22 protein-coding genes and 1 other annotated feature are annotated in these 26,609 nt (G+C 67.2%); of the genes, 8 read left to right on the top strand and 14 right to left on the bottom strand.

Annotated features, from left to right (window positions below):
• Nucleotides 1-833: 833 nt before the first annotated feature.
• The 7 genes from cas6e to cas3 are packed head-to-tail and all read right to left on the bottom strand — an operon-like array spanning nucleotide 834 to nucleotide 8,553.
• On the bottom strand, nucleotides 834-1,535 hold the full coding sequence (gene cas6e / locus OHB01_RS26005; RefSeq protein WP_142652555.1) for a type I-E CRISPR-associated protein Cas6/Cse3/CasE: 702 nt from the start codon (nucleotides 1,533-1,535) through the stop codon (nucleotides 834-836).
• Entirely contained in the window at nucleotides 1,510-2,277 is a 768-nt protein-coding gene (gene cas5e / locus OHB01_RS26000) for a type I-E CRISPR-associated protein Cas5/CasD (RefSeq protein ID WP_142652556.1), read from the bottom strand. Before cas5e ends, cas6e begins: the two co-directional genes overlap by 26 nt.
• A gap of 3 nt (nucleotides 2,278-2,280) precedes the next feature.
• A complete protein-coding gene (gene cas7e / locus OHB01_RS25995) occupies nucleotides 2,281-3,462 on the bottom strand; it encodes a type I-E CRISPR-associated protein Cas7/Cse4/CasC (protein WP_142652557.1) in 1,182 nt (393 codons plus the stop codon).
• Between the two features lie 24 nt (nucleotides 3,463-3,486).
• Nucleotides 3,487-4,107 carry a type I-E CRISPR-associated protein Cse2/CasB gene (gene casB / locus OHB01_RS25990; RefSeq protein WP_205831249.1) on the bottom strand — a complete coding sequence of 207 codons (621 nt, stop codon included), beginning with the start codon at nucleotides 4,105-4,107 and terminating at the stop codon, nucleotides 3,487-3,489.
• Nucleotides 4,104-5,678: a type I-E CRISPR-associated protein Cse1/CasA gene (gene casA / locus OHB01_RS25985; RefSeq protein WP_205831250.1), complete on the bottom strand. Its 1,575-nt coding sequence runs from the start codon at nucleotides 5,676-5,678 to the stop codon at nucleotides 4,104-4,106. Before casA ends, casB begins: the two co-directional genes overlap by 4 nt.
• A 23-nt stretch (nucleotides 5,679-5,701) precedes the next feature.
• Nucleotides 5,702-6,094 (bottom strand): hypothetical protein, encoded by a 393-nt coding sequence (locus tag OHB01_RS25980; RefSeq protein ID WP_142652560.1) that lies wholly within the window; start codon nucleotides 6,092-6,094, stop codon nucleotides 5,702-5,704.
• Nucleotides 6,091-8,553, bottom strand: a complete 2,463-nt coding sequence (cas3, locus tag OHB01_RS25975) for a CRISPR-associated helicase Cas3' (RefSeq protein WP_328854080.1) — start codon at nucleotides 8,551-8,553, stop codon at nucleotides 6,091-6,093. Before cas3 ends, OHB01_RS25980 begins: the two co-directional genes overlap by 4 nt.
• Nucleotides 8,554-8,906: 353 nt before the next feature.
• On the opposite strand from cas3, the gene OHB01_RS25970 reads away from it, so the two are divergent.
• Nucleotides 8,907-10,126, top strand: a protein-coding gene (locus OHB01_RS25970; protein WP_328853951.1) for an IS3 family transposase whose coding sequence is annotated in 2 segments (ribosomal slippage) — nucleotides 8,907-9,186 and nucleotides 9,186-10,126 — 1,221 coding nt in all. Because the reading frame shifts where the segments join, the coding sequence is not laid out codon by codon here.
• Nucleotides 9,185-9,298, top strand: a sequence feature (AL1L pseudoknot). Its footprint overlaps the gene before it by 114 nt.
• Here OHB01_RS25970 and OHB01_RS25965 read toward each other — a convergent pair.
• Complete coding sequence (locus OHB01_RS25965; RefSeq protein WP_328854079.1) at nucleotides 10,110-10,409, bottom strand: hypothetical protein; 300 nt, start codon at nucleotides 10,407-10,409, stop codon at nucleotides 10,110-10,112. The genes OHB01_RS25970 and OHB01_RS25965 overlap by 17 nt on opposite strands.
• Nucleotides 10,410-10,561: 152 nt before the next feature.
• Between OHB01_RS25965 and OHB01_RS25960 the strand changes: the two genes are divergently transcribed.
• From OHB01_RS25960 to OHB01_RS25950, 3 genes are all read left to right on the top strand, one after another.
• On the top strand, nucleotides 10,562-10,903 hold the full coding sequence (locus OHB01_RS25960; RefSeq protein WP_142652469.1) for a hypothetical protein: 342 nt from the start codon (nucleotides 10,562-10,564) through the stop codon (nucleotides 10,901-10,903).
• Between the two features lie 46 nt (nucleotides 10,904-10,949).
• Nucleotides 10,950-11,450, top strand: coding sequence for a hypothetical protein (locus tag OHB01_RS25955; RefSeq protein ID WP_260617556.1), 501 nt, complete (start codon nucleotides 10,950-10,952; stop codon nucleotides 11,448-11,450).
• Between the two features lie 556 nt (nucleotides 11,451-12,006).
• Nucleotides 12,007-12,423, top strand: coding sequence for an NUDIX domain-containing protein (locus OHB01_RS25950; RefSeq protein ID WP_142652470.1), 417 nt, complete (start codon nucleotides 12,007-12,009; stop codon nucleotides 12,421-12,423).
• 533 nt (nucleotides 12,424-12,956) lie between these two features.
• Here OHB01_RS25950 and OHB01_RS25945 read toward each other — a convergent pair.
• The 5 genes from OHB01_RS25945 to istA form a co-directional block, all read right to left on the bottom strand.
• Nucleotides 12,957-14,178 (bottom strand): IS3 family transposase gene (locus OHB01_RS25945; protein ID WP_328854078.1). Its coding sequence is split into 2 segments (ribosomal slippage): nucleotides 12,957-13,893 and nucleotides 13,892-14,178, totalling 1,224 coding nucleotides; the frame shifts between segments, so codons are not numbered across the junction.
• 41 nt (nucleotides 14,179-14,219) lie between these two features.
• Nucleotides 14,220-14,453, bottom strand: coding sequence for a hypothetical protein (locus tag OHB01_RS25940; RefSeq protein WP_328854077.1), 234 nt, complete (start codon nucleotides 14,451-14,453; stop codon nucleotides 14,220-14,222).
• Nucleotides 14,454-14,545: 92 nt separating this feature from the next.
• The gene (locus OHB01_RS25935) at nucleotides 14,546-14,884 is read right to left on the bottom strand and encodes a hypothetical protein (RefSeq protein ID WP_142652472.1); all 339 of its coding nucleotides are present in this window, start codon (nucleotides 14,882-14,884) and stop codon (nucleotides 14,546-14,548) included.
• 354 nt (nucleotides 14,885-15,238) lie between these two features.
• On the bottom strand, nucleotides 15,239-16,039 hold the full coding sequence (istB, locus tag OHB01_RS25930; RefSeq protein ID WP_142652473.1) for an IS21-like element helper ATPase IstB: 801 nt from the start codon (nucleotides 16,037-16,039) through the stop codon (nucleotides 15,239-15,241).
• Complete coding sequence (gene istA / locus OHB01_RS25925) at nucleotides 16,036-17,268, bottom strand: IS21 family transposase (RefSeq protein WP_142652474.1); 1,233 nt, start codon at nucleotides 17,266-17,268, stop codon at nucleotides 16,036-16,038. The genes istB and istA overlap by 4 nt, the downstream gene beginning before the upstream one ends.
• Before the next feature lie 788 nt (nucleotides 17,269-18,056).
• Here istA and cas7u point away from each other — a divergent pair.
• The 4 genes from cas7u to OHB01_RS25905 are packed head-to-tail and all read left to right on the top strand — an operon-like array spanning nucleotide 18,057 to nucleotide 24,612.
• Nucleotides 18,057-19,319 (top strand): type I-U CRISPR-associated RAMP protein Csb1/Cas7u, encoded by a 1,263-nt coding sequence (gene cas7u / locus OHB01_RS25920; RefSeq protein WP_260617557.1) that lies wholly within the window; start codon nucleotides 18,057-18,059, stop codon nucleotides 19,317-19,319.
• 6 nt (nucleotides 19,320-19,325) lie between these two features.
• Nucleotides 19,326-20,846, top strand: a complete 1,521-nt coding sequence (gene csb2 / locus OHB01_RS25915; RefSeq protein ID WP_142652476.1) for a type I-U CRISPR-associated protein Csb2 — start codon at nucleotides 19,326-19,328, stop codon at nucleotides 20,844-20,846.
• Entirely contained in the window at nucleotides 20,843-23,617 is a 2,775-nt protein-coding gene (gene cas3u, locus OHB01_RS25910) for a type I-U CRISPR-associated helicase/endonuclease Cas3 (protein WP_142652477.1), read from the top strand. The genes csb2 and cas3u overlap by 4 nt, the downstream gene beginning before the upstream one ends.
• Nucleotides 23,614-24,612 carry a hypothetical protein gene (locus OHB01_RS25905; protein WP_142652478.1) on the top strand — a complete coding sequence of 333 codons (999 nt, stop codon included), beginning with the start codon at nucleotides 23,614-23,616 and terminating at the stop codon, nucleotides 24,610-24,612. Before cas3u ends, OHB01_RS25905 begins: the two co-directional genes overlap by 4 nt.
• A gap of 688 nt (nucleotides 24,613-25,300) precedes the next feature.
• On the opposite strand, the gene OHB01_RS25900 is transcribed toward OHB01_RS25905, so the two are convergent.
• Nucleotides 25,301-25,666, bottom strand: a complete 366-nt coding sequence (locus tag OHB01_RS25900; protein ID WP_142652479.1) for a hypothetical protein — start codon at nucleotides 25,664-25,666, stop codon at nucleotides 25,301-25,303.
• Nucleotides 25,667-26,609: the final 943 nt, after the last annotated feature.

Here is a 26,609-nt window from a genome sequence, read left to right as displayed (position 1 = left end):
CGGTGGCTCACCCTCACGTGCGTGAGGATGCCTTCCGCAGCGCCTCACTCGGCTCCCCGGAGCGTCGGCTGACCGCGACGGACGACGATTCTTCAGGACCAGCTCGGCCTCTTACGACTCACCCCCCACAAGCGTGGGGAGGACGGGTGATGTCCTCGACCCGGAACTGGAACATCGGTCACCCCCACGGCGTGGGGAGGACAACATTGCGGCAGCGGGATCCTGCCCACCTGCGGCTTACCTCCAGGTGCGTGGGATGGAACCCTCGAAATCGCTGTCGTCCTCGGTCGGCTCTCTCACCCCCACGTGTGTGGGGAGAACGGTTCCGCGCCTCGTGCTCCGCGGCTCACTGCTCACCCGCGTGGGACCGACTCGGCCCGCTTGAAGAGGTCCTCGCCCAGCCACGGCTCACCCCCATATTTGTGGGGAGGACGTTAAGCCCGGCTGGACGCCCAGCTCCGTCTTCGGCTCACCCCCACGTGCGTGGGAGGACACACTCGCGCGTCGCGCGTACGCGCGTCGCACCGGCTCACCCCAGGCGCGCGTGGGGAGGACGCGGCCGTCGTCGCCTACCTCGTCCTGCACTTTGGCTCACCCCCACGTGCGTGGGAGGACGCTTCCCAGGACAGGGGGAACCCGGCCTCGTACGGCTCACCCCACGTGCATGGGGAGGACTCCTGCCCGCCGTTGGTCTCGGTCTCCGGCTCCGGATCACCCCCACATGCGTGGGGAACGCCCTAAAGGCAGTCAATGCACACGATTTCCTGTGGGTCACCCCAGAGCTGGGAGAGCTGCCCCATGGGCTCTTCAGTTGTCAATCTGCGACTTGCTGATCACCGCGCTGCGGCGAGACTGATTAGGCCGCAGCCGTAAGCCTTGCCCCGGCCGACGCCGTCTCGGACAGCCGACGCGAACAGACCTGGGTCTGTGACAATCAGATGACCGTCGTACCGGACGTGATCGATGGTAACTTTCTGCGCCTCATCGCCGAAGTAGGTCTTCCCCTGCATGCGGAACGCCGGGGAGGGTGCGACGTCGGGTCGGCCGTTTCTGCCCGCTGGGACGACGAACCCGTTGCGTTCCCCCTGGCGGATCATCCAGTCGATTTGAGCCTCGGGGGTGCGGTGAACGACGCGGCGCGGTTGATCCCGCTTGCCTTGCTCAGCTCGCGCGCTCTGCTGTTTCTCGTCGCGCTTGACGGCTCTTGTGGGGTTGGCGACCAGGCGGAACGCGAAGCATCGGCCACCCGTGATGGCGTCGAAGAGAGGTCGCAGATCCCGCACCTGGTGTGGTTCGGTGAGGTAGTGCTGCGGCAGGCGGGACCAGTCGGGCTCGACACGACTTTGCACATATAGGAGGTAGCCCTGCTGGCTGGGGTCCAGCCTCCAGAGCACGCCATGCTTTTGCCGTGGCGGCTGCTCGTCGTCGACCTGCGGGAACGCCGCCATTACGGTGCGGTGCATCTGATGCACGTCGGCGAAGTCGCGGCGGAACTCCCGCGAGGTCACGTCAATGTTGAGCTTGCTCAGGAACACCCGAGTCTCCTGCTGAAATCATGTCCTCAGTGAGTGCGACGTACCCGGGCAGTACAGCGCGGGTGGTGAAGCGCCGGTCGTGCCGGACAAGGGAAATGGGCTGGTCGTGTCTCGGTTCGGCTCCGGGGACGGCCGGGTCGCAATCGATCATCGTGCGCAGCTCGATGGTCTCGCCGCGCTGAAGGTCGGCGAGCGCCCAGGCGCGGGCTTTGGGGCGTGTTTCGAGCCAGGGGTGATCATGCAGGACCGTGTCGAGGGGCTTTTCCTGGAGGCCTTCACCGGTGCGTGGTCCCCCGGGACGGCCTGAGCGGGTCAGCGGGCGGGCCGGCACGAAGGGCTTGCGTCCGAAGCACAGCGGCCAGTGCGGGCGTTGCACGGCCGCGGCGGCTCTGGTGATCGTGGCTTCGTCTCCTTCGAGCACGACGAGGAACAGCGCGTCGGCGAGGTAGTAGCGCTCGCTGACCACGGTGCGGTGGCCCGTGCCCGCGGTGGTGGGGACGTTTTGGGCTGTGTGGTAGTCCCGCTCGAGGATGCCTTCGCGATCCACGCGCACGGCCATGCGTAAGCCGGCGAGCCGGCCCAGTTCCTTCTCGTCGTCGCGGGGGATGCCGAGGGCGGCGCCGAGCAGCCCCACGATGCCTGACTTGGTGGGTTCTCTGGTGGTCTCCCGCATGGTGAAGCGGGATCGGATGCCCCAGGACTGCATGGGTGCGTCGAGGCAAAGTGCCAGGGAGAGGGTCATGGCTCAGGCCTTGAGGGAAGCCAGGACGCGGTTGCTGAACTCCTCCAGGGTCGTGGCCCGTTCGGCTTCGTCGATGCCGGGGAGCGTGCCGGTGACCGATGCGGCCGTCACGGACAGGTCCTTGCCTCCGTAGAAGTTGCGCAACTGTCCCAGGTGCTCGATGAGCCGCTGGGTGGACAGGGCCATCAGGTCGGGGCCGGTGACCGGCTTGAGGAAGGCGTTGGCCAGGTTCCAAGCTCCCGTCTCGCGGGTGACGCCGATCAGCGTGTCCGGCATGGTGCGGGCCGCCATGGAATTCTGCTTGCCGGTGGGGACGGCGTGAACGAGGGCGTACAGCCATGCCTGTGCCGTACGTGCGGCCAGATCGGCGTCTCCGCCGAGGTTCTTGTTGAGCTGGCCCAGGTCGAGGTTGGCGTATCGGTAGTAGCAGGCGCTGTTGAAATCGACCGTGCCGATCATATCGGCGCCGGATTCGTCCTGCGGCTTGAGGTCGTCGACGGCGGTGTAGTAGTCGAACTCGTTGGCCACGGCGTGGGTGGACAGGGCATGGGCCACCTGGGAGGCGGCCTCGACGCTGAAGTCCTTGTTGTCGGCGATCATCCGCCCGAACAGTGCGATGTCGGCGACTTTCTGGGCATCCAGGATCTTCTGTGCCTCTGCCAGGGTCGCCTTGTCCGGCTTGATCTTCTTGCTCTTGGCGGGAGTCTCCGGCTCGGTAGAGTCCCCGTTCTTCTTCTTTTCTGCCGCCTTCTTCGCCTCCGCCGCCTTCTGTGCGGCGGCCTTCTCAAGCTTGTCCCACTCACGCTCGCAAAAGTCGGCCAGCAGTTCGCTCGCGCTGCGGCCGACGAACAAGAGGTATTGGGTGAGCCTGGTCTCGGCGTCGATACCGAAGCCAAGGGCCTCCAGGCCGGCTCCCGCCACGACCTGACTGCGCTCCCCGTCGCGGCCGTGCCGTTCGGCAAGCAGCTTTGCTGCATTGTCCAGGAGTCGCTTGGTGCGCACGCCTGTCTCGTCGACGCTGAGCCCGTACTGGTTGAACAATCCCCTGGCTGCTCTCTTGAGGCTCTGGCTGGAGATGCGCCCGCGGGTGACCCCGCCGAAGGTGGCCGTCTTGGGCTGCCCGATGTCGTCGCGGTTGAGGTTGCTGACCGGGAACGACTGCAGCAGGTGAAGCTCGATGATCACTAGTTCTCCTGGTGGGGGGACTGGTTAGGCAGTCGGGGCGACGGGGGCGTTCGCCGGGGTTTGGCGGAGCTGGCGATGGAAGTCGCGGGCCCACGTCAGCCGTACGCGGTGGGCGCGCTCGGGATCGTGGTGCTCGCTCATGAGGATCACCACGTCGTCCAGCAGCCGGTCGTAGTCGAGCGGGATGTTTTCGGTGTGCAGGAGTTGCACGGCCTGCCGGAGGTAGTGCGGCAGGGCTGTGCGGTCGACGCCCAGCAGCTGCAGGAATCTGCGTTCCGCGGAGCTTCGGCGTTCCACGAGCCGCCTCATGGACACGCCAATGGAGCGGGACGGCGGGCGTTGCGCACCTGACGGGCCGGGCGAGGTCCGGGGCCGAGGCTGAGGATGCAGCGCGAACAGACCGGCCACGAGCAGCCATGCCTGCTGCTCCTCGATCGGCGGGTCGTAGGGAAAAACCACCGCGTACGCGTCCGCCTCCTGACGGCCGCCAGCGAGGGAACGGCGCAGCAGGGCCAGGTCGCGCCGGGCCTCGGCGCTCTGATACTGCCGCCCGGACTCGAGCTTGGCGTGCAATCCGTACAGGTGGTTGACGAATCGGCGGCGCCGTTGGCGGATCTCCTCCAGTGAGGACGCTTGGGGGATCAAGAAGAGACCTCCTCGTCGACGTAATTCATGGCCTTGGCGGCGAACACTTCCGTGAGGTGGTGCAGCGCGCCTGTGAACCTGCCGAACTGCTTGCCGGCTTCGGAAAGGTTGCGCCCCTTGCGCGGCGATCCGTAGGCCCAGCGGTCGGCGACGGCGGTGGCCGCCTTCCGCACGGCCCGCGCCCATCCCTCGATCGCGTCCGTTTCCGGTTGCCCATTGCGGCGTGCCTCGGCCAGCGCGCGCAGGAACTCGTCGAAGGGCTGGGGGAGCTGCGTCCAGTACGGAAGGTCGATGCCCACGCTGCGGTCCGCGTGCATCGCCGCGCAGAAGTCGTGATCCATGTCACGAAGGGCGCCAGCGACCTGGTCGGCGAGATCGACGGCGTGGCCGATGATGGGGCCGACCGGCGCGTGGCGCGCGCGCAGCAGCGCGACCGGCGCGGAGACGGCCTCTTCCGCCCACGACTCCACCACCGCGCCCTTGGATCCGAGCTGCTGTCCGAAGACCCGGATCGTGTAGACGGTCTCCTCTGGGATCGTCTCGCTCTCGACGAGGTCCGCGATGTGGTCCAGCGGGCGGGGCCGGCGCCGCGTGTCCTCGTCCCCGGCCAACAGGAACGCCTCCGCATGCCGCCAAATCCCACGGCGCCCATCCAGGCGCACCGCGCGGAAGTCCTCGCGTTTCTTCTGCCTGGCCTTGCGCGGCGGCCGGCGGAAGGCGGCCATCAGCTCGATGTCCGCCAGGTCGCCTCGCAGACGCGTACCGGGGGTGATGACGACCTTGTCGACGGCTACGCCGGTGCCGTCGACGTGCGGGTGCAGAAGCACGCGCCGGGATGGCCAGGTGAGCAGGTCGGTCCACCCGAGGGGGGACCGCTCGTCCGGCTCCGGGTCGGGAGGGGAGTCTGCCTCCCACGGCGGCCGGTCGTCCGGGGAGGTGGGCTCCGGCTGCTCCCGCTCGGGGTTGTAGATCGGCATGTTGAGCAGCAGGGTCTCGTGGAGCGTCGCGCCTTCGACCAGCACCATTCCGAACTGGTTCGCCGGGGCGCGTTCCGATGACTTGACCTTCGTGTAGGGGGTCTTCAGGCCGCCCGGGTCGTACGCGTGGACCGTCACCAGCCACTGCGCGGCCTCCGCGGGTTCGAGGGCGACGCGATCATGTGCGGTGGTGTGATCGAACAGTGTGACGTTGTTGCCGACGGCGCGGCTGGGTACGAGCTTGGCCGCGCCTGTCGGCTCGCACGTGGCCAGGGCCGGGCATTGCAGGAATGGCCGGTCGGGATCGAACAGATCGAAGCGCCTGGGGTGCTGGGACAGGTAGTCATCCAGCTGTTTCCGAGCGAACTCCCCGTTCCACAAGGCTGCCCATGTCTCGCTGTCGGCTGGCCCATAGGCGCGATGTGCGAAGGCGAGCACCAGGCGGTAGAGCGCGGCCGTCACCGTGGGGGTCTCGGCCGACAGCCGCCTGATGTCACGTGCCTCCAGTAACAGCTGCCGCAGCCCCAGGCAATCGGGTGAGCCGTTCCTACGTTCGACTGGCAGCCACGGCTCCTCGACGAGATCGAAGGTCACGTTCGCCTTCCTGTTGTCCGGCGTCATTCACCTGTGTCCGTTCTGAGCAGCTCGTCGACGACGAGTCCGAGGCGTGGGCTGTACCTCATCTGGAAGGCACCCAGGGCCGCGCGGCCATCACGAAGGACCAGCGCCCGGTGCGCACGCAGCCAAGGCGTCCGCGTGAAGACCGCAGGAATCGGCACCTCATTGATGGCCTCGACGACCTCGTAGGGCACCTCGGAGGGCGCGGTGAGGCGCACGCTGGAGTCGAGCAGTTGGGCGACCAGCTCGGGTGTCGGGGGCGTGCCGGCGTCAAAATCGACAGCTATGTTCCCTTCGAGCGGGATGAGCTCCCCGCTGACCGGCCCTTCACGGAGGAGCACCACCGCGACCGTCGCGTCGATGCTTTCGGAGAAGCCGAGCGCGTCGGTCATGACGGGCGTCCTTCCCTGCGGGTCTGGCGGGAGCTTCCCGCTCGCCCGGTCATATCCCTGAGCGGCATGTCCCGGCGTGGCCAGGGCAGATAGAGCACGCGGGCGTCGAATCGCTGGTTGGCGTGCGACCTCTCCAGCGTGAGCGCCGCCTCAGCAAGGGCCGTCCACCCAGGCGGACAGGTCACCGGCTGCGGCCCGTACACCTTCTCGATCAGTTCGGCCACGTCGCCTGGCGAGTGGATCGCCGTACGGTCTCGCAGCAGCGCCCACGTACGCCACGTGAACGCCTTCGGATAGATGCTTCCCGTGTAGGGGGGAAGCTTCGGCCCCTTGTCGGTCTCCTCGACCCCGGTAATGGCCAGCGTCAACTCCGTCAAGTGCGCGGGGCGGGGATGCGCGTCTCCGCGACGGTGCACACGGCCCATGCGCTGGATGAGGCTGTCGATCGGGGCGAGGTCGCTGACGAGCAGGTCGAAGTCCAGATCGAGGCTGGATTCCAGCACCTGGGTGCCCACGACGATGGCACGAGCCGGCCGAGCAACCTCGCCTCGTCGCCCCTTGCACGGACTGTCCAATTCCTCTTCCCGGGAAGGAGGACCGAAGGCGCGACGAAGCTGATCTTCAACCTCGGACCGCGCCTTCGCCGACAGCTGGCCGGTGATGACGTACAGCTCCGGCCGTTCCTCGGCCGGGAGTCTGCTGATGGCTTCCTCGAGGGCAGCCTGCGTCTTCTCGACACGTCTCACCAGATTGTGAATCACGGCGACACAGCCGCCGCGACGTACCTGTTCCAGCAACCAGGTGACCATGTCCTCATCGGGGACCCGGATCACGGTCATGCGCCGATCGGCGTTGAGGCCGCTGACAGCGGTCGGGACCGTCCTGCTTGTCTCGGCGGTCGCGTAGGTGATGCGAGGGTAGGCGACCGTGGCGTCGAGGGCAGGGCTCGTCACGTTGTCGCCGAGCAGCCCCGTACGCCAGCTGCGGACAAGGTCATTACGCCGGTGGGCCGGCAGCGTGGCCGACAAAAGGATCACCGATACGCCGAGGAAGCCCAGCCACTGCAGGACCCGGTCCAGCATCGTGGACATGTACGGGTCATAAGCGTGCACCTCGTCGATCACGACGACCTTGCCGGACAGCCCAGTCATCCTGACAAAGACGTGGCGCGACCGGATCCCCGCCATCAGCACCTGGTCCACCGTGCCGACCGCGACCGGTGCCAACAGCCCTCTCTTGCGGGTGAACCACTCACGTGCGTCCGCCGCGACGGCCGGGTCCCCGTCCTCATCCACGGCGCTCGGCTGGAGGGCCTCGTCCTCCTGGTTCCGCATCCGCTCCGCGATAAGGAAGTCCTCCGCGCTGCTGTGCAGCAGTCGCACGGCGAGTTCGGGCTGGTGCCTATTGATGAGGTCATTGATCTCGCGATAGGCCTGATTGCTGGTTGCCCTGGTCGGGGTGGCGAAGTACAGCCCATCGCCAGAGCCGGAGCCCGGGCGGGAACGTGCCAAGCGTGCGGCAGCCTGCAGCGCGGCCTTCGTCTTCCCCTCGCCGGTCGGAGCCTCCACGATCAGCATCAGTGGAGCCTCGAGCTCATCGGTGATCTGTTCGACGTCGAGCTGCATCTGCCGAGGGTCCTCACCGAAAAGGCTCTTGTACCGGGCCCCTTCCGGCGGCTCCCAGGGGACCCACTCGAGCCGCCTCACGGCTTCGCGGGCCTGCTTCGCCGCGCGCTCGACGTAAGCAGCCAGGTCGACGTCGGCTCCGGCGTAGGGGAAGTTGCTCTCAGCGGAGGCGATCCAGTCGGAGACCGAGGTCAGTCCCGACAGGACCACCAGCAAGTCGGTCTCGATGTGCAGCTGCGCCCATGCCGCCTTTGCCGGCTTCGGCAGGTTCCGCAACTGGAGAACGTGCTCCGCGAATTCGACGCACCAGTCCTTCCAGAGGTCACCTCCGTGGTCGCGGACGCCGCTCCGGGCCTGCCGCAGGGTCTCGCTCCTCAGGAAGGAGCCGTGGTGCCCGCCGATCGCATTCGCCAGGTCCTGAGCCGTGCGGGCGCTGGCTCCCCACGCCCTGAGCATCGGTTCGACCCGCACCGCCGTCAGGACTCCATGCGGAGTATCAATACGTCCAACACGCTTGTAATCCGGCATCCGCCGGATGGCACCAGCCGCGGGCTCCCCCATCAACCGCACCGCCACATCGGCTCTCAGCGCCTGGAAGGCCGGCGACAACTTTCCAAGGTCATGAAGCCCACAGAAGAACGCCACCCACATACGCGCCTCACCGATCGGCGCGAACACTGAGGCGAACCTCGAGCGGAGCCGAGCGCTCAAGAGCTTGTCAAACAGCAGCTCCGCCACCGCCATGGTGTCGATCGCATGGCAGATCAGAGGATGCGGAACGTCGCTGTTGCCCAGCTTGCCCCAAGGAGCTCGCAGATCGATGACATGACTCAAACAGCACCATCCATCACTAGCAGGGCGGAAGGAAAGGAACTCGTCCCCGTAGGGCACGCCCCCACCACAGTGGGGAACTTGGCCAATAATCAGCTCGTACTGGCACACCCCCAACAACCCGGGGAGGCACCCTTCGGGAGCATTCGCCAGACACGCCCAGGGCATCACCGCTCTTGGCCGCCCCTCGCACGAATGTACGAGAGGACTATTGCCTGCGCCAGCCAAATCACCAAATCCACCACACCGAAGCATGTCAGGGCATGGCGCATAGAGCCCGCACTTGAACCACTCCGACTTTCGTGGAGGCCCTGAAGCCAGCATCATCTGCTGGCGGAAGGGAGAATCACGTCACGATGCCAGCCCCGAGGAAGTATCCCCAAGAGCTTCGAGAGCGCGCGGTGCGCATGGTCTTTGAGGTCCGCCGGCAGACCGGCGGTGCCCCCGGCGCGATCGCCCGGGTGGCCGATCAGCTCGGTGTTCACCGCGAGGCATTGCGCGGGTGGGTGCGCCAGGCCGAGATCGACGAGGGGCAGCGGCCGGGCACCTCGACCACCGACGCCCAGCGGATCGCCGAGTTGGAGCGCGAGGTGCGCGAGCTGCGCCGCGCCAACGAGATCCTCAAGGCCGCGGCCGCTTTTTTCGCGGCCGAACTCGACCCCCGGCCGCCCAGGTAGTCGCCTTCATCGACGCTCACCGCGGCGCTTTCGGCGTCGAGCCGATCTGCCAGGTGTTGCAGGTGGCGACGTCGACGTACTACGCGGCCAAGTCCCGTCCGCCCTCAGCCCGGCAGGTGCGGGACGCCCAGCTCATGGCCGAGATCACCACGGTGTGGAACGAGAACTTCGAGGTGTATGGCGTGCGCAAGATGTGGAAGGAGCTCAACCGGCGCGGCACCCGCGTGGCCCGCTGTACCGTGGCCCGGCTGATGAAGCGCCTGGGGCTGGCCGGGGCGGTTCGCGGGGACCACAAGCGACCGACCACGATCCCCGATGCTCTCATTGACCGGCCCGCCGACCTGGTCAAACGCGACTTCACCGCCCCCTCCCCCAACCGGTTGTGGGTCGCCGACCTGACCTACATCCCCACCGCGTCGGGGTTCGTGTACGCGGCGCTGGTGATCGACGCGTTCTCGCGGATGATCGTCGGGTGGCGTCTGGCCGATCATCTGCGCACCGACCTGGCGCTGGACGCCCTGGAGATGGCCATCTGGCGTCGCGGAGACGGACGGCGGCTGGAGGGCCTGGTGCACCACTCCGACCGCGGCTGCCAGTATCTGTCGATTCGCTACACCGAGCGCCTGTCGGGTGCCGGGGCGGTCTGCTCGGTCGGATCTCGAGGGGACAGCTATGACAACGCCCTGGCCGAAAGCACCATCGGGCTGTACAAGACCGAGCTGATCCACCGGCGCGGCCCGTGGAACGGCCTGGACGACGTCGAGATCGCCACCATGGAATGGGTCGACTGGTACAACAACCGGCGCCTCCACAGCGCCTGCAACGACCTTCCACCAGCCGAATTCGAGACCCACTACCGAACCCAAACCGCCCCGGCTATCCTCACCCCAGCCAGCTAACCCGGCCTCCACGAAACTCGGCGCGGTTCAGATTGCGAGCATGCGCGGAGGCAGGAAGGTCCGGATCACCATCACCGTGGACGCCGGCATCCTCGAATACGCCGAGCACCTCGTCGCGGCAGGCAAGGCCGCCAGCGTGACCGCGGTCTTCAACGACGCCGTCACCGAAAAGCACATCACCGACCAGCGCGCGCTGGCTCTGCTGCGCGAACGCGCCCGGCAGGCCGACCCCGCCCGGGTGGCCCGGATGACGCGGCACGTGAACCGCCAACTGGCTGAGCACGGCTTCCCGGTGGCACCGGCCTCGACATCACTATCCGCCAGTCCGGTTCGCAGTGATCGTAGCCGTTTCATCCCAGGTCACCCCGAGGCGTGTTCACCGAGTGACCGCCGGATTCCGCCCGAGGCTGTCAGGGGTCTGTCACGCTGTGTGACGTGCTGCTGGCGTACGTGGACGAGAGCTACACCCGCGACCGCTACTCCATGGTTGCGCTGCCGGTCTCGTACGTCCAGGTGATCTCCCTGACACGCGCCCTGGACGAGGTCGTGGCCGGCGCCGGGCAGGCGTACGGGGTCGTCCCGGAGGAGTTGCATGGCACGGACCTGTTGCACAGTGACCGTGGCTGGGAGCCGATCGTGAAGATGCCGCGGGCGACGATCGGGGTCTACCGTGCGGGGTTCCTGGTCATCGCCGACCACGAGGTGCTGCGGGCCCGATTCCGAGGAGGCCCCCGGGGGACGATGCCGCGTGAGGGTGAGCACCGCTTGGGCGGATGAGTCGTTTCAGGAGCACGACACGGCCGGCTTCTACATCATCGCTGCCGTGATCATCCCCGCTTCCGCGCAGGAGTCGGCACGTGCGCAGATGCTGCAGGCGCAGGCCCGGCACGCCCCGGCCAAGCTGCACTGGGTCGCCCGCGATGACAAAGAGCGGTTGGAGCTGGCCTACACGGTGGCCGAGATCGACGGGTTGCATGTCGTTGCGGTCGGGTCTCCGGTCCATCAGCGCAGACAAGAGCGCGCCCGCGCCTACTGCCTTCACCAACTGGTGCTCGAACTGCACGGGTTCGGAGTCGAGCAACTGTTCATGGAGGCCCGCCAGCCAACGCTCAACACCAGGGACGTCACCACTGTGCAGCACGCCCGCTACACACTGCCCAAGGGCACCCGCTTCCGCATCGATCATCTGCCCGGCGCGGGCGAGGCCCTACTGTGGGTCGCCGACATCGTGGCCGGCGCCGTCCGCGCCGAGAAGCTGGGCGACCCTCGCTACCGGGAGATTCTCGGCGACAGGGTGATCGACTTCCCCGTGAGGGTGCTCTGATCCGAACCCTGAAAAGCGCCAGGCCAGGCTCCCGGTCATGCCCCAGGTCACCTGGCCTCACGGCTTCCAGGAACCCGCGGTTCCCGGCGTCACCGACAGACTACCTCGGGTGACTATCTCACCGGAAGCGCAGCAACTCAGCCGGAACCTCAGCCGCTACAGATCAAGCGCGCCCCGGATAACTTCGATCTTTCGGCGAACACTACGGTTGATGCCGGTCACCGACACTGCATGCATCTTGAACGTCGCGCCTTGGGCGCTCGCCGCCTACCGGACGCTCCCTTGCCTGGATGGGGCGTGGGAGCGTCAACCCGGCCTTCTGTTATCTCTGCTGACCAGCGTCTGGCTTTGTTCGTGAGTTCTGGCATCAGATCTCGCTGATTTTCGGCACCAGCGGAATTTCACCGACCTCGATGTTCGTAAGTTTGGGCGCCACCCCTCGGTGGGGGCGGGATATGCCTGTCGTCTGCCAGCGCACCGCTAACGCACGGTGACGGGGTGTCGGCGGCGGGGCGCGCCTTGTCTGCGGCAGATCCCCATGGATCAGAATGTGCCGATGACGATCTCCGCTGACGACTCCGGTCCCGTCCGGATTGTGACGGCAGTTCTTCGCGACGGCGATCGGGTGTTGCTGTGTCATCGAAGCGCCGGGCGCCGTTGGTATCCCGACGTGTGGGACCTACCGGGCGGTCATGTTGAGGAGGGGGAGGATCCGAAAGAGAGCCTTGTCCGCGAGCTTCGGGAGGAGTTGGCAATCACGGCATCGGAGCCGTCCAGCCCGCCGATGCATGAGATCCGGACCGCGACGTTCGACATGCAAATCTGGTTGGTCGACAGGTGGACCGGAACACCCGTCAACGCCGCGCCGGACGAGCATGACGCTGTGGCGTGGTTCGAGACGTCCGACCTTGACAGCCTGCGTCTCGCCCATGAGTCGTATCTCTCGATGCTCACCGCCGTGCTCGTCACGTGACGTCGCTCCGAAAGCCAGGGGTGCGCGCTCATCGGCAGATCCGCGCACTCGCACCCGGCTCGGTCCATGAGTGATTGCACGGAGGTGAACGGGGCTCCGGAGCTACCGCCGACGTCACCGGCGGGCAAGATCCGCAAGTGGTGCCAGTTCTCACGAACATCTCGGCACGCGGCGCCAGCAACGTGGCGCCGAAAGTCGCGAACATCTGGCGCCCAATCTCGCGAACGAAGCCAAGCGTCATCAGGTTGTGAAGATCTCAAAGTTGGCGGGAGTCGTCGCGATCGCCAGGTGAGGCCAGCCGCTGCCGCCAATGGGCTCCTCCGGGTGCGGGCCAGGTGTCTTCCGCCACCCGCCTCTCCCACCGATGCACGTAGTCCCGGAACCCGGTCTCAGTCCGCGGCATGTCCAGCCACTCCCGCGCCGCGAGTCTGAACTCGCGCATGACCAGGTCATCGGTGTCCGCCCCATAGTCGACGGGCCAGCCGTCGAGAATGTCGTCGATTTGAACCGCGCCGAGTTTCGTGGAGGCCGGGTTAGCTGGCTGGGGTGAGGATAGCCGGGGCGGTTTGGGTTCGGTAGTGGGTCTCGAATTCGGCTGGTGGGAGGTCGTTGCAGGCGCTGTGGAGGCGCCGGTTGTTGTACCAGTCGACCCATTCCATGGTGGCGATCTCGACGTCGTCCAGGCCGTTCCACGGGCCGCGCCGGTGGATCAGCTCGGTCTTGTACAGCCCGATGGTGCTTTCGGCCAGGGCGTTGTCATAGCTGTCCCCACGGGAGCCGACCGAGCAGACCGCCCCGGCACCCGACAGGCGCTCGGTGTAGCGAATCGACAGATACTGGCAGCCGCGGTCGGAGTGGTGCACCAGCCCTTCCAGCCGCCGTCCGTCTCCGCGGCGCCAGATGGCCATCTCCAGGGCGTCCAGCGCCAGGTCGGTGCGCAGATGATCGGCCAGACGCCAGCCGACGATCATCCGCGAGAACGCGTCGATCACCAGCGCCGCGTACACGAACCCCGACGCGGTGGGGATGTAGGTCAGGTCGGCGACCCACAACCGGTTGGGGGAGGGGGCGGTGAAGTCGCGTTTGACCAGGTCGGCGGGCCGGTCAATGAGAGCATCGGGGATCGTTGTCGTGGGCCGCTTGTGATCCCCGCGCACCGCCCCGGCAAGCCCCAGGCGCTTCATCAGCCGGGCCACGGTACAGCGGGCCACGCGGGTGCCGCGCCGGTTGAGCTCTTTCCACATCTTGCGCACGCCATACACCTCGAAGTTCTCGTTCCACACCGTGGTGATCTCGGCCATGAGCTGGGCGTCCCGCACCGCCCTCGCGGAGGGCGGGCGGGACTTGGCCGCGTAGTACGTCGACGTCGCCACCTGCAACACTTGGCAGATCGGCTCGACGCCGAAAGCGCCGCGGTGAGCGTCGATGAAGGCGACTACCTGGGCGGCCGTGGGTCGAGTTCGGCCGCGAAAAAGCGGCCGCGGCCTTGAGGATCTCGTTGGCGCGGCGCAGCTCGCGCACCTCACGCTCCAGCTCGGCGATCCGCTGCGCATCAGCGGTCGAGGTGCCGGGACGCTGTCCCTCGTCGATCTCGGCCTGGCGCACCCACCCGCGCAGCGCCTCGCGGTGAACACCGAGCTGATCGGCCACCCGGGCGATCGCGCCGGGGGCACCGCCGGTCTGCCGGCGAACCTCAAACACCATCCGGACCGCGCGCTCGCGAAGCTCTTGGGGATACTTCCTCGGGGCTGGCATCGTGACGTGATTCTCCCTTCCGCCAGCAGATGATGCTGGCTTCAGGGCCTCCACGAAAGTCGGAGTGGTTCAATTTCCATCCAGGCACGGTAGAGCCCGCCTACCCCCCGCAGGTGCTCGAAGTACGGCCGCTCCATACAGTTCCACGCTGCTTCGAGGACGAAGCCGCGTATCTGCTTCACATCCCCACTGACGAGGACGCCCTGCATGAGCGGATCAATCCTTGCGGCGGTCCCGGCGAGCAACTCCAGATCCACAGGCTCGAGATCGGTCACGACTCTAGAATCGCAAGAGGTGCTGGACTGCTTACGGTCGGCGCGGCCAGGGCCCCGATGATCGCTGGCCTCACCGGCTATGAGCTGCGATTTCAGGATGAAAGAGGCTTGCGGATGTGCCACGTCTCTCCGGGGCACATGGGCCGCCCGTAGGTGTAGCGCTTTCCGGTCTCCGTCGTCGCCGTGAACCGGTCGTCGGGCAGGGGAGTGACCCGGCAGCGGTTTGGCGGCGGAATCTTCTCGATGGATCCGCCGGGAGGAAGGTTGGCGTACAGGTCGCCTCTGTTCCAGGTGACCACGACGTTCTCGCCAGTTTCGTTGACGATGTTGAAGATCTCGTCCCGGTAAGGCTGGCACGCGGCCAAGGCGAGGGTCACCAAGACCACCGCCCCGGCCAACGGCCGAATGCGCTTGCGGCTCGCGCCTGGCACCACTTGTCCTCGTCTCCGTCGACCATGTGTGTCCGGGGTCTTTGAACCGCGCCGAGTTCCGTAGAGCCTCTGATGTGGCTCGGGTTTCGCCGCGCACACGCCGTTGCTCCCGCACTCGTTGCACGACCGCGCCCGGTCGTAGGACTCCCGCCGCCCCGGGAGTCGTAAGCATGGTTTATGCATATCTTGCTGCTTCGAGTGCGGCGGGTTCACGGTGACTGAAGGTTCTTCAGCAGGAACCCACGGCTGTTCGGCGTTCCAGGGTCGCAATGGCGTCGGGTTCGGGTGTCAATTCCGGCTCGATCGTGACCCGGCTGTTCCGGGTGAACTTTGAACCACCCGAAGTTTTGATCTTTAGTTGTCGGTCTTGGCTGCGGGGACACGGCCGAGGTCTCGGTCCTTGAGCCGGTAGCTGTCGCCTTTCAGCGAGACGACCTCGGCATGATGGACCAGGCGGTCGATCATGGCTGCGGCCACGACGTCGTCGCCGAAGACTTCGCCCCAGCGGCCGAACGGCTTGTTGCTGGTCACGATCAGGCTCGCCCGCTCGTAGCGACTGCTGACCAGCTGGAAGAACAGATTGGCCGCCTCGGCCTCGAAGGGGATGTAACCCACCTCATCGACGATCAGCAGCGGGATGCGGCCGAGCTTGACGAGCTCGCCCTGGAGCCGTCCGGCCTGGTGGGCCTCGGCCAGACGCGCCACCCACTCGGCGGCGGTGGCGAAGGCGACGCGGTGCCCGGCCTGGCAGGCCCGTATCCCCAGCCCGATGGACAGGTGGGTCTTGCCGGTGCCGGGCGGGCCGAGGAACACCACGTTCTCCTTGGCGGTGATGAAGTCCAGCGTGCCCAGGTGGGTGATGACCTCGCGTTTGAGGGACCGCTGGTGATCGAAGTCGAACTCCTCGATCGACTTGCGGGCGGAGAAGCGGGCGGTGCGGATGCGGCCTTCACCGCCGTGGGCTTCGCGGGCGGCGACTTCCCGCTGCAGGCATGCGGCCAGGAACTCCTCATGACTCCACTGTTCGGAGCGGGCGCGTTCGGCCAGCCGTTCGACCGCTGCGGCCAGGGAGGGAGCCTTTAGCGCCCGGGTGAGATAGGCGATCTCACTGGCCACGTTCCTGCCGGTGCTTTTGCTGCCGGTCGGGGCGCTCATCCGGCGATCTCCTCATCGGTCAGGCCGAGCAGCCGGTCGTAGTCCGACAACGGCCGCTGCTCCACCGCGGTCTGCAGCGGGCGCAGCGCAGCCAGGTGCCGCGCCTGACGCAGTTGCGCCGCTGCAGCCTGGTGGGCAGGGTCGGTGATGGTCTGATGGTCGGCCCAGCAGCGGTCATGGCGGGCCACCGCGGCGCCGTCACAGGTGACCACGACTTGGTCCAGGTCAGCGGTCACGTGGACTCGCCGGCCGATCACCGACGGGTGCACCGAATAGTCGTTGGAGTCCAGCCGCACGTAGTGGTCGCGGGGCAAGCGGGTGCTCAGTTGCCATCCCACCGTCGGCGCGACCGGCGGCAGGGGCAGCATCGCCGCCCGGTCGGCCTCCCACCGGTCGATCGGCCGGCAACCGAGCCGCCGGTGATGACGGGTACCGGCCCGCACCAGCCAATCGCTCAGCTGGGCGGTGAAGTCGGCCGGGCCGACGAACGACCGGCCGGGCAGGAATGAGGTCTCCAGATAGCCGTTGGCGCGTTCGACCAGGCCCTTGGCCTCCGGGTCGGCCGGACGGCATTGGATGACCTTGATACCCAGCGTTCCGCGGAAGGCGGTCATCGCCTCGCTCAGCTGCGGTTTCCCGGCCCGCCACTGGCCGATCGCGGCCTCGTTGTCCCACACCAGGGCCCTCGGCACCCGGCCCCACTCGCTGAGCAGTCTCCAGTGTCCGGCCAGCAGGTCCGGCGCTCTGCGCGAGGGCAGCATGACCGCGCTGATGATCCGTGAGTAGCCGCTGACCATGACCAGCACCGGCGGACGGCCCCTCTGCCCGAACCCCAAAGGGACATCGACCGGCGGGAACCACAGATCGCATTGGGCCAGCTCGCCGGCCTGGTACTCGGTGCGGGAGGCCGGATCGACCGGCCGATACAGCGGTCGCAGCTGCTGCACCCGCTCGAAGAACACCGTCTTACCCCTGCTCCAGCCGACCCGTTCCATGACGACCGAGGTCGGCATGTCCGGGAACTCCGCCAGCAGCGCCCGGATCCGCGGCTCGACCGCGTCGACGATCGATCCTTTCCCGGATCGCACATACCGGGGCGGTTCATGCGAGGCCAGTGCCTTGCGCACCGTGTTCCGAGCGATCCCGAGCCTGCGGGCGATCGCTCGGATCGCCAGTCCCTCAGCCCGATGCAACCGGCGGATCTCCGCCCAGTCCTCCACCTTCAACACCTCACCAGCGTCGGGGGTGGGTCACGATTCCGCCGGAACCACAGGGTCAGTCTTCAACCGGAACCGACATTCGGGGTGCGACTCACGCCGGGGACGGCGGTCGGCATCGGGTGCCAGTGTGGGAGGCGGCGGGCGCCTCGGCTGAGGCGGTGGCGGTTCGATGGGTCGCTCGAGCAGGTGCCGGGCGATGCCGGCGTGGGCGATCGCGGTCGCCGAGCTGAGGTTGAAGGCAATCGCCAGATGCAAAGGACGACGGCCAGAGCGATGACCGGCCGCTGCCCGGGCGTCACCGCGACGTGCTTGACCGCAGTGATCTGTTAGTCGGTCATCGGCAGGAACGCATTCTGTGGCGCTGTCCGGCGCTGAGCCGACGGGTGGGGTCGGCGAAGATCCCGCTGACGGCCTGACTCGCCGAATAGGTGGCGTGACCGTTGTTGTGCACGATCGGCATGCTGATCTTGATCCGCATCACCCACGGCCAGTCCGACGCCCTCCGGCAAGTGATGGTCGCCGCATACGACGCGACGACGTTCCTAGTCGGGATATGGGTCATCGGGTGCTCGATCGCCGGGCCAGCACATCCTTGATTTGGCTTCGCTTGATCAGCGGGCTCGTTCAGCGCATGGTCTGACGCGCAGCGGTAGGAGATTTTTCGAAATACCTCTCATCTCTCCGTGGTAACCAGTAAGTTCAACCCCGTCCCGCCTTCATCTAGGCCTCTCGTCTCTGCGTGATTTAGCCCGGGATGGTTCGTCGCCCGCTTCGCGGGCCTTCATCTCCCGCCTCCGGTGATAGCAGCCGGGTGCGACATTTCCGTTCAAGTCAAGGAGCTGAGGTTGTCTTCGATCACGTTGGACACGCTGTTACGCGCGACCGCCCCGGGAGGCGGTAGCTGTCTCACGTCCACGACCGAACTCGCCCCTGCGGGAGGGAGTCACCAGGCGGTGGCTCCGGCCAAGTTCGCGGCCCCTCGCGGCAAGGAGAGCGTCTACGCCTACGAGCGGCGGTACTTCGGCGGGGAGTTGCGAACCGCGGTGATCATTGATTCGAAGCAGAGCCAACTCAATCGGGCGGAGGCGGGGCTGGCGCTGGCCATTGAGGACGGGAACCCCGTCTTGGCACGGATGCCGCGAATCGTCGTCACGTACGAGATCGATGGGCGGGTCGAGAGGTACTCGGATCTCACTCTTCCGCACAGGGCTTATGACGGCCACATCCGCGCTGCGACAAAGGCCGGCGTTCCGGTTACTGACCTGCCGGAATACCGTGCGATCCGCGACGCCTCGCCAGCGAACGCTCGGGCGTTGCTGGATGCCAGTCCCATCACACTCGTATACGGGGGCTGGGATTCGAGCAGAAGGGCGCGGCAGGGCCGCTGGCGCAGCGCCCTGGTCGGAGAGATCATCGGATTCTGCCGCGAGCGAGAGCCGTCACTGCGTGGCGGCGCACGCGTCGACGGAGTCGGAATGCAGATGCTGCTGACGGGCAAGGATCTGCGGGAGATCGTGGAGCGCCAGAACGGCGAACTGAGCCCGAAGACGGCGGACAAGCTCCTCAAGGAGGCCGACAAAGCGACCAAGGACAAGACCTTGATCTCGGCGTCGCCTCTCGGATTGGGCGGAATTCCGCCCACGCTCAACCAACTGGCCGGTGTCGCATGCGAGCGGATCATCCGAAGCCACGTGCTGTCGTTCGCCACGCTGCGCCAGATGCGATTCGGCGCCGGCGCGGAGGGCGATCAGGCGTGCAGAGCGCTGCTGGCGGCGTTGGCGCTCAACGGGCTGGCCCGTTCGGACGCGGAGCTGTATCTGCGGGCCAACTGCGACCTGCTCGAGGCCGATGCCACCAGGGTGACCATGGATCAGCGCGGCGGCCAGACGATCAGTCTCGAACCGCTCGGCATCAAGGAGGCAGACGCCCTGCTGGCGGAGGCGTTGGCGCACGCCGAGCAGGTAGCTGGCGTTCAATGGAACGGTCCGGTGCTGGAGGTCGACGGAAACCCCGCGATCGTCGCGGGCGCCGTGGCTGGTGACGCGGCCGACGGGGAGTGATCGGCTGTGCCGTACGCCATCATCGCCGAGCTTCCGCTCGGCACCTACCACGGTCACACGGGTGACGGTGAGATCGATTCGGTTCCCTCGCCGGCTCGGCTGGCGGCGGCGCTGTTGTGCGCGGCGGCGAGCGGACCGCGGGCCGAGCAGGACGGCGAGCTGCTGCGTCCCTGCGAGGCGGATATGGCCGCGCTTCGGTGGCTGGAGACTCATCCGCCGGACGGAGTTCGTGTGCCCCCGCTGTCGGTGAACCAGCCCGATGGGCTGGCCTACCGGATTCGCCTTTTGGAGACGCGCCGGCATGGGCGGGTCTTCTCCCGAACACCGCAACCGCTGGGGTCAGTCGCGGTGAACGGAAGTTACGCATGGACATGGCAGGTCGGCCCCCCTGCCTCGCTCCGCGAGCCGATCGAGGCCCTGTGCGCGGACGTGTCACACCTGGGCATGGCAGAGACGCCTGTGCGGATGCGTGTCGGTACGGCCGAGCCCACTCATGACCTGGTCCCGGATGCGGACTGGTGGGACAACGCCAGAGGTGATCTGGACCTGGACGTTCCGGAGCAAGGTCGTGCAGAGGCCCTCCTGGCCGCCTATCGGACCGACAATGCCAAGGCTCCTGCCGCCACAAAGGACCGGCTGGTCAGCAATGAGACCCATGTGAGGCCGACGCGGGTCACGAAAGCCATCGCTCCGGCCAGGTACGCTTCCCGCCAGCCGGCGCCTCCCAGCGGCCCGTGGGGCCAGGTACTGCTCGCGGACGTCGACATGCCGCTGACCAGCGACGCTGATCGGGTGCGCTGGGCGGTCACTATGCATAAGGCCCTGATCAAGATGATCGGGTACGGCGCTCCCCCCGTGCTGACCGGGGTGTACGCGCCCGGGGTCGAACGTCCGGCCAACCGGTGCGCAATCCAGATCCTCACCGAGCGGGAGGCATCCGCCTGCGGGTGGATCTCACAATCCGTGTTCGCCCTGATGCTGCCATCCGACATCGACGGTGGGGACTACCAGGTCATCAAGGACGCATGGGCAGCGCTCACCGAGATCCGCCCCGGCCGGCGTCTGACCTTGACCGCACGCCCGGAACAGCGCGCGGACCAGTTCTGGGACGCGCCACGCGACGGGCTTGTCCGGTTGTGGCGCACTGTCCCGGCCGCTGTGCCGGAGACGCATGGCCAGGGCAGGAACTGGACACTGACCGACGCCATCCGGCTGTCGGTGGGCCTGGTGCTGCGGGACCAGCTGGGCATCCCCGCGGGCAAGGGCAGTGCGTGGTACCGAGAGGTCGCCGAAGCCGTGGGGCGAGGCGGGCTCACCGTGGCAAATGCCGAGCCGGTCCGGGATGGCGACTTGAGCCGGTTCGTCCATAAGATCCCATCCGGGCTGCCGCTGCGCCCCTATCGGGCGATCATCGACCTCGCTGACCTGGCCCCCTCCCGGGGGCTGCTCGCCATCGGCCAGGCCCGGCATCTGGGCAACGGGCTGTTCGTGCCCGAGGACGTCCCCGCCGAAGAGGTAACCCGATGACTCTGTCCATCAGCGACTTCGATGACTTCTTCTCCGCCGTCAACAGCGGGGATGGGATCCCTCACGACGGCATCCGACCGTTCGGTTGGCAGCGCAGACTCCTGGAGGGCCTCGTCGAGGACGGCAGGTGGCCCGATGTCATCGGGGCACCGACCGGCGCCGGGAAGACCAGCGTGATCGACATTCATGTGTTCAGCGTCGCGCTGATGGCGGCGGGTGCTGCACCCCGGCTGCCGCGCCGCCTATCGATGGTCGTGGACCGGCGGGTACTGGTCGACGATCAGTACCAGCACGCCTGCGGCGTGCGTGACAAGCTCGGCAATCCGTCCAGCGAGATCCTGGCCGAGGTCGCCCACCTCCTGCGGTCACTGCGCATCACCGCGGATGCCGTATCCCCCCTTATGGTCACCAGGCTGCGCGGTGGGATGCCGGCGCCGCGCGCCTGGCGCGACGACGCGACCGCCTGCCAGATCATCTGTGCGACACCCGACATGTGGGGCAGCCGACTCCTCTTCAGTGGGTACGGCTCCAGCTCCTCCTCCCGGCCTCGGGAGGCGGGGCTGCTCGCCTTCGATTCGGCGGTGGTCGTGGACGAGGCGCACCTGTCTCGGCAACTGATCCGAACGGCCCGGCGGGTGGCGGAGCTCGCCGCGATCAGCGATCGGCCGTTGCCCGTGCCCGTGCTGCAAGTTGTGGAGGCGACCGCGACCCCGGATGAGCCCGGCGCCATGGTCATGGTCGACGTGGACGAGGCCGACCTCACCGAGAGCCCAACCCTGGAGGAGCGGCTACGCACCCCCAAGCCCGTCGAGTTCCTAAAGCTGCCGACCTGGCCCATCCCGGCCAAAGGCACCCCGCGAACCGCCGCACTGGCATCGATGGTGGAATGCGCGACGAGGTTGCGCGACACCTACGGCCCCACCATCGGCTGTTTCGTGAACAACGTGGCGACCGCGACGGATCTCGCCGCGCTGCTCGGTAAGCGTGGCGTCACGCGCCTGGTGTGCGGCCGACTGCGCCCGTACGACCTGGACCGGCTGCGGGACACCAATCCGGGCTTGCTGAGCGCAGATGGTAACCCGGCGGTCGATTTCCTGATCTCCACGCAGAGTCTGGAGGTTGGCGTCGACCTCGACTGGGCCGCCGCCCTGATCGAACCGGCCTCCGGTTCTGCGATCGCGCAACGCGCTGGCCGAGTCAACCGGCGGGGCAAGCGCGCCGACACCCGCATCGTCATGGTGGTGCCCGAAAAAGACGTCGGCGACAAGGCCAACACCGCGCCGTACCAACCCGAAGACGTCAATGCCGCGCTCACGTGGCTGCACGGACGTCAGGCCGACCCACGAGGGCTGGCCCCGTGGGCGCTGCGGGAGGATCCCCCACCCAGCCAGCGCCGACACCGTACGCTGTTGCAGCGTGCCGAGCTGGGCGACGCCTGGATGTGGGCGCGCACCAGTGACCAACTGTTCGCCACCGCCGATCTGGACCTTTGGCTGTCCGACAACCTCGCTGAAGACCTCGACGTGGGAGTCGTCGTACGACAGGGTCTGCCCACCGACCCGGTCGCGGCCATCGAACTGCTCCGAGCACTCCCACCGTTCGACTACGAGGCGATCCCGGTAAGGATCAACACGTGCCGAAAGAGGATCGACGACATCTCCACGCCCGTCTTCCTCGTCCGGGACGACGAGGTGTCGATCTACTCCACGGGAGATCTGCGTCCCGGCGACATCGTCGTGGTGGACGCGAGCTCTTCCATCTTCACCGTCATCGACGGCATGCCGGTGGTGGACCAGACCGGTTCCTGCGCGGCGGCGGATGTGCTGGAAGGCCCCGCCGATCCGGAGACCGGTCAGTTCGTCTTCCGGCTTGGCCACGGTCCCTTCCTTGACCCCGCCACATGCAATGACGACGAGACCAGGACGGCAATCGCCCATGTCCTCACCGTCGCGACTACCCTCATGAGCACCGACGGCCTCGACAGTCGTCGGGCACGGACCGACCTGGCCGACGCACTGGACAAGCTCACCCCGGTGCTGGCCGAACCCGTGGCGGACAAAGTACGGGCCGCAATCCAAGTCCTCAGGAAGGCCAGGCTCAAGGATTTCGAGGTACACCTGCTCGGCGAGCCACCTGCCACCCTCCTCATCACAGACAACCGACGGATGGTGCACGACGAAACCGCCCGTCAGCAGTGGACACCCCGACAGCGCGTCCCCTTACAAGCCCATGCCGCCGCCGTCGCCGAACGGGCCCGGATCACCAGCGACCAGCTCGGCCTGGAATCCCTGAGCACCTTGCTGGAACTCGCCGGGCTCCACCACGACGACGGGAAAGCCGATCCACGGTTCCAGTTCAGCCTGGACCCCCAGCGGACGAGCGAGCAGCCCCTGGCCAAAAGCGATATGAGCACATTGCGGCAGATCACCCAGGCGCGAGCTCAATCAGGCCTGCCGGCAGGGTGGCGGCATGAGCAACTGTCCGTACTCGCCTGCTGGAGTGCCCTCGCGCATCTCCCCACCGGCGACCGCGACCTCGTTGCCCGTCTCGTGGGCACAAGCCATGGCCAGGGACGCCACGGTTTCCCCCACACCGCCACGGAACTGACCGGGGACGACACCTATCGGGAACTGGCCCGGCTCCTCTATGACGAGGGCGAGTGGGACCACCTGATCGAGCGAACCCATTCGACCTTTGGCGTGTGGGGCTGCGCCTACCTGGAGGCGCTACTACGGGCCGCCGATGGCCAAGTGTCCAGCGAGGGATCATGAGCGGCATCACTCTCGGCGGCGACCCCCGCCGCCTCATCACCCACCTGGCCCTGTACGGCCTGGCCGCAATCTGCTCCGACGCCGGCCACACTGACCTGCGCATCTCCTGGACCACAGGCATGAGCCCGCGCCCTCACCTGAACATCGACCCAGATGCCGCCGGGCGTATCGTCCAAGCTCACGCTTCCAAGTGCGACTGGGTGAAGGAGACGATCACCCTCGGCGGCACACCGCGCGGCCTCATGAGCCCCCGCCTAACCGCCATCGCCACCGACGACGGCTGGCAGGAACTCCAGAACCGGCGCCACAAGGTGCTCGACACCCTGACCACAGCCCGCGCGGACCTCGACCTCCGCTTTCTCGGCGCTCTCGGCGAGCCGGCCTACTGGCGGTTCGACAGGACGGGGAAACGGTTGCAGGACGATGCGGCCAACCGGCTCGAGATGCAGCCGCGTAATACCGGAGCGGAATTCATCGGCAGCCGCCTCAGCAAGATCGCGGAAAAGGTTGCCGAGCGGACGCACAGCCAGATCCTCGACGGGCTCCTCGGGCATCACGTACGCGATGAACTGTCCGGCGACGCCCCCGACAGCCGTTCGGCGACCGGATTGGACGCCCCGGGCCCCGCTGACAACACCGTGGTGTGGTGCGCGCTGTGGGGCATTTCCCAGATCCACATCGCCCTCCGAACCGGTGGAGCAGCCTTGACCAGCGTGTCCGTACGCAACAGTCGCTCCGAGCACTTCGCCGTCCCTCTGTGGCGTATCCCGTGGCATCCCGCGCGGCTTCGCAGCATCCTCGCCTCCGCGCAGTTCCAAGCCGTCGCCGCCGCACTCGCCCACGGACAAGCACCCGACGACATCCCTCGCTTGTGGCTGAACGCTCGCGGAGTGACCGCGATCATTACATTCCCCGTGACCATTTCCGGTAGCGACAAAGCCCCGGAACGCCGAGCGGGCACCGGCCAACTCCACCCGATCGGCAGGCGCCAATGACCGCCCTTCAACGGCCGTGACCGACGCCCGCGGACGCCGCCCTTCATTGAGGCTCCTGGTTGAACTCGATCTCCACGGAGCCGGCCTTCGGTCGCGGCGCTCGTGAGTGCCGCCCTTCATCGAGGTGCGTGGATCACGCCGTCGAAGTCGACCGCGATCGCGTCTCGGCGCTCTTGGGCGCCACCCTTCATCGAGGCTCGATCGTGAGTGGCGCCTGGCAGATCCGGACGCGTCGCGGCGCTTCTGGGCGCCGCCCTTCATCGAGGCGCGTCCATCTTCCGGCCGGCCACGTCACCACCATCGAGTCGCGGCGCTCCTGGGCGCCGCCCTTCATCAAGGCGAGGGCGTGCCTGTGAAGACCATGGTGGCGTTGGTGCGCGCGGCGCTCGTTGGTGCCGCCCTTCATCGAGGCCGCCAGCACTGGGTTCAGCAGGCCAAGGGCCGCAGTCCCGGCGCTCGTGGACGCCGCCCTTCATCGAGGCGCCTCGGCGTAGCCGCAGATCCCGGCGACCTCGCCGTCGCTGCGCTCCTGAGCGCCGCCCTTCATCGAGGCGACCCGATGAAGCCCCGTCTTCGGATCCTGCTGACTGGGTCGCGGCGCTCCTGGGCGCCGCCCTTCATCGAGGCTCGTCGTACTCGCGCTCGCCGAAGACGGGCACCAGGTCGCGGCGCTCGGAAACGCCGCCCTTCATCGAGGCTTCGTCATCTCGATCCCCGTGGGGTCGTCACGCACGTCGCGACGCTGGTGGCGCCGCCCTTCATCAAGGCCACGGTGACCGGCTGATCCGGCAATCATGGGACCTGGTCGCGGTGTTCGTGTGCGCCGCCTTTCATCAAGGCGCTTCGCCGCCAGTTTCAGGTTCGGTCCAGACACGCAGTAGCGGCGCTTGCGGGTGCCGCCCTTCATCGAGGCTTCGTGCAGGGGTCCGCCTACGACTTCCTGGCGGAAGTCGCGGCGCTGGTGGGCGCTGCCCTTCATCGAGGCCAGAAAAAGATCGACGGGCTGGTGTACCTTACGGGATCGCAGCGCTCGTATGTGTGCGCTGCCCTTCATCGAGGCCCGGTGCGCTGCTGGGTGATGTGCCGCCACACATCCCGTCGTGGCGCTCCTGGGTGCCGCCCTTCATCGAGGCGAGCGCACGGTCTGCGTGTATAAGGCCGTCGAGGCCGCCGCGGCGCTTGTAGGCGCCGCCCTTCATCGAGGCTCGTCGTACTCGCGCTCGTCGAAGACGGGCACCAGGTACGCGGCGCTCGGAAACGCCGCCCTTCATCGAGGCAGGATGTTCGCCGTGGTCGACTCCGCGGGGAACAGGTGTCGCGGCGCTCGTGGGCGCCGCCCTTCATCGAGGCCCGAGGAAATACAAGGACCAGGCTCGGAAACGCCAGTCGCGGCGCTTGCAGGCGTACCCTTCATCGAGGCAATGGCAGGTCGGTCCACCTGACCGCGGGCATCGCTGCGGCGTTCGTGGGTGCCGCCCTTCATCGAGGCTATGACCCCAACGGTGTCGTCCTGCACCCCTTCGATGCCGCGGCGCTTGTGAGCGCCGCCCTTCATAAGGCATTAACGACGACCTAATCGACCGGCGGCCGAACGCGTCGCGGCGCTCTTGGGCGCCGCCCTTCATCGAGCCACGCCTGATGACGATGTAGCTGCACAGTTGCCTGGAGCGGGTGGAGCGGGCCAGCGATGAGCTGCCCGGCGATCCTCGACCACCGGCACGGACGAAAGACTGGAGCCGTGCGGCTTCTGGGTCCTCTCCGTCTTACCCTCGGCGACAATACCGGATGTGATGGAAGTCACACTAACTCTGTCCAAGGCTTTACAGGGGGCACCTGCGTGCGTGGAACCTGACCGCCTCGGTTTATACAGTCCGAGGTGAGGAGGTATTTTCGCCAGCTAAGTACCCGTACGTTGGCCTGCGACTATGTCGCTAGGTGGATGTACTCGTCCCCCTTGCGGCGTGCCTTGTACTGCCGCCTAAAGGCGGCGCACGGAT

The organism is Microbispora hainanensis (genome assembly GCF_036186745.1).
In the GTDB taxonomy this organism is placed as follows: Bacteria; Actinomycetota; Actinomycetes; order Streptosporangiales; family Streptosporangiaceae; genus Microbispora.
The sequence above is the reverse complement of the archived record's forward strand: the minus strand, read 5'-3'. Positions and strand labels throughout refer to the sequence as shown.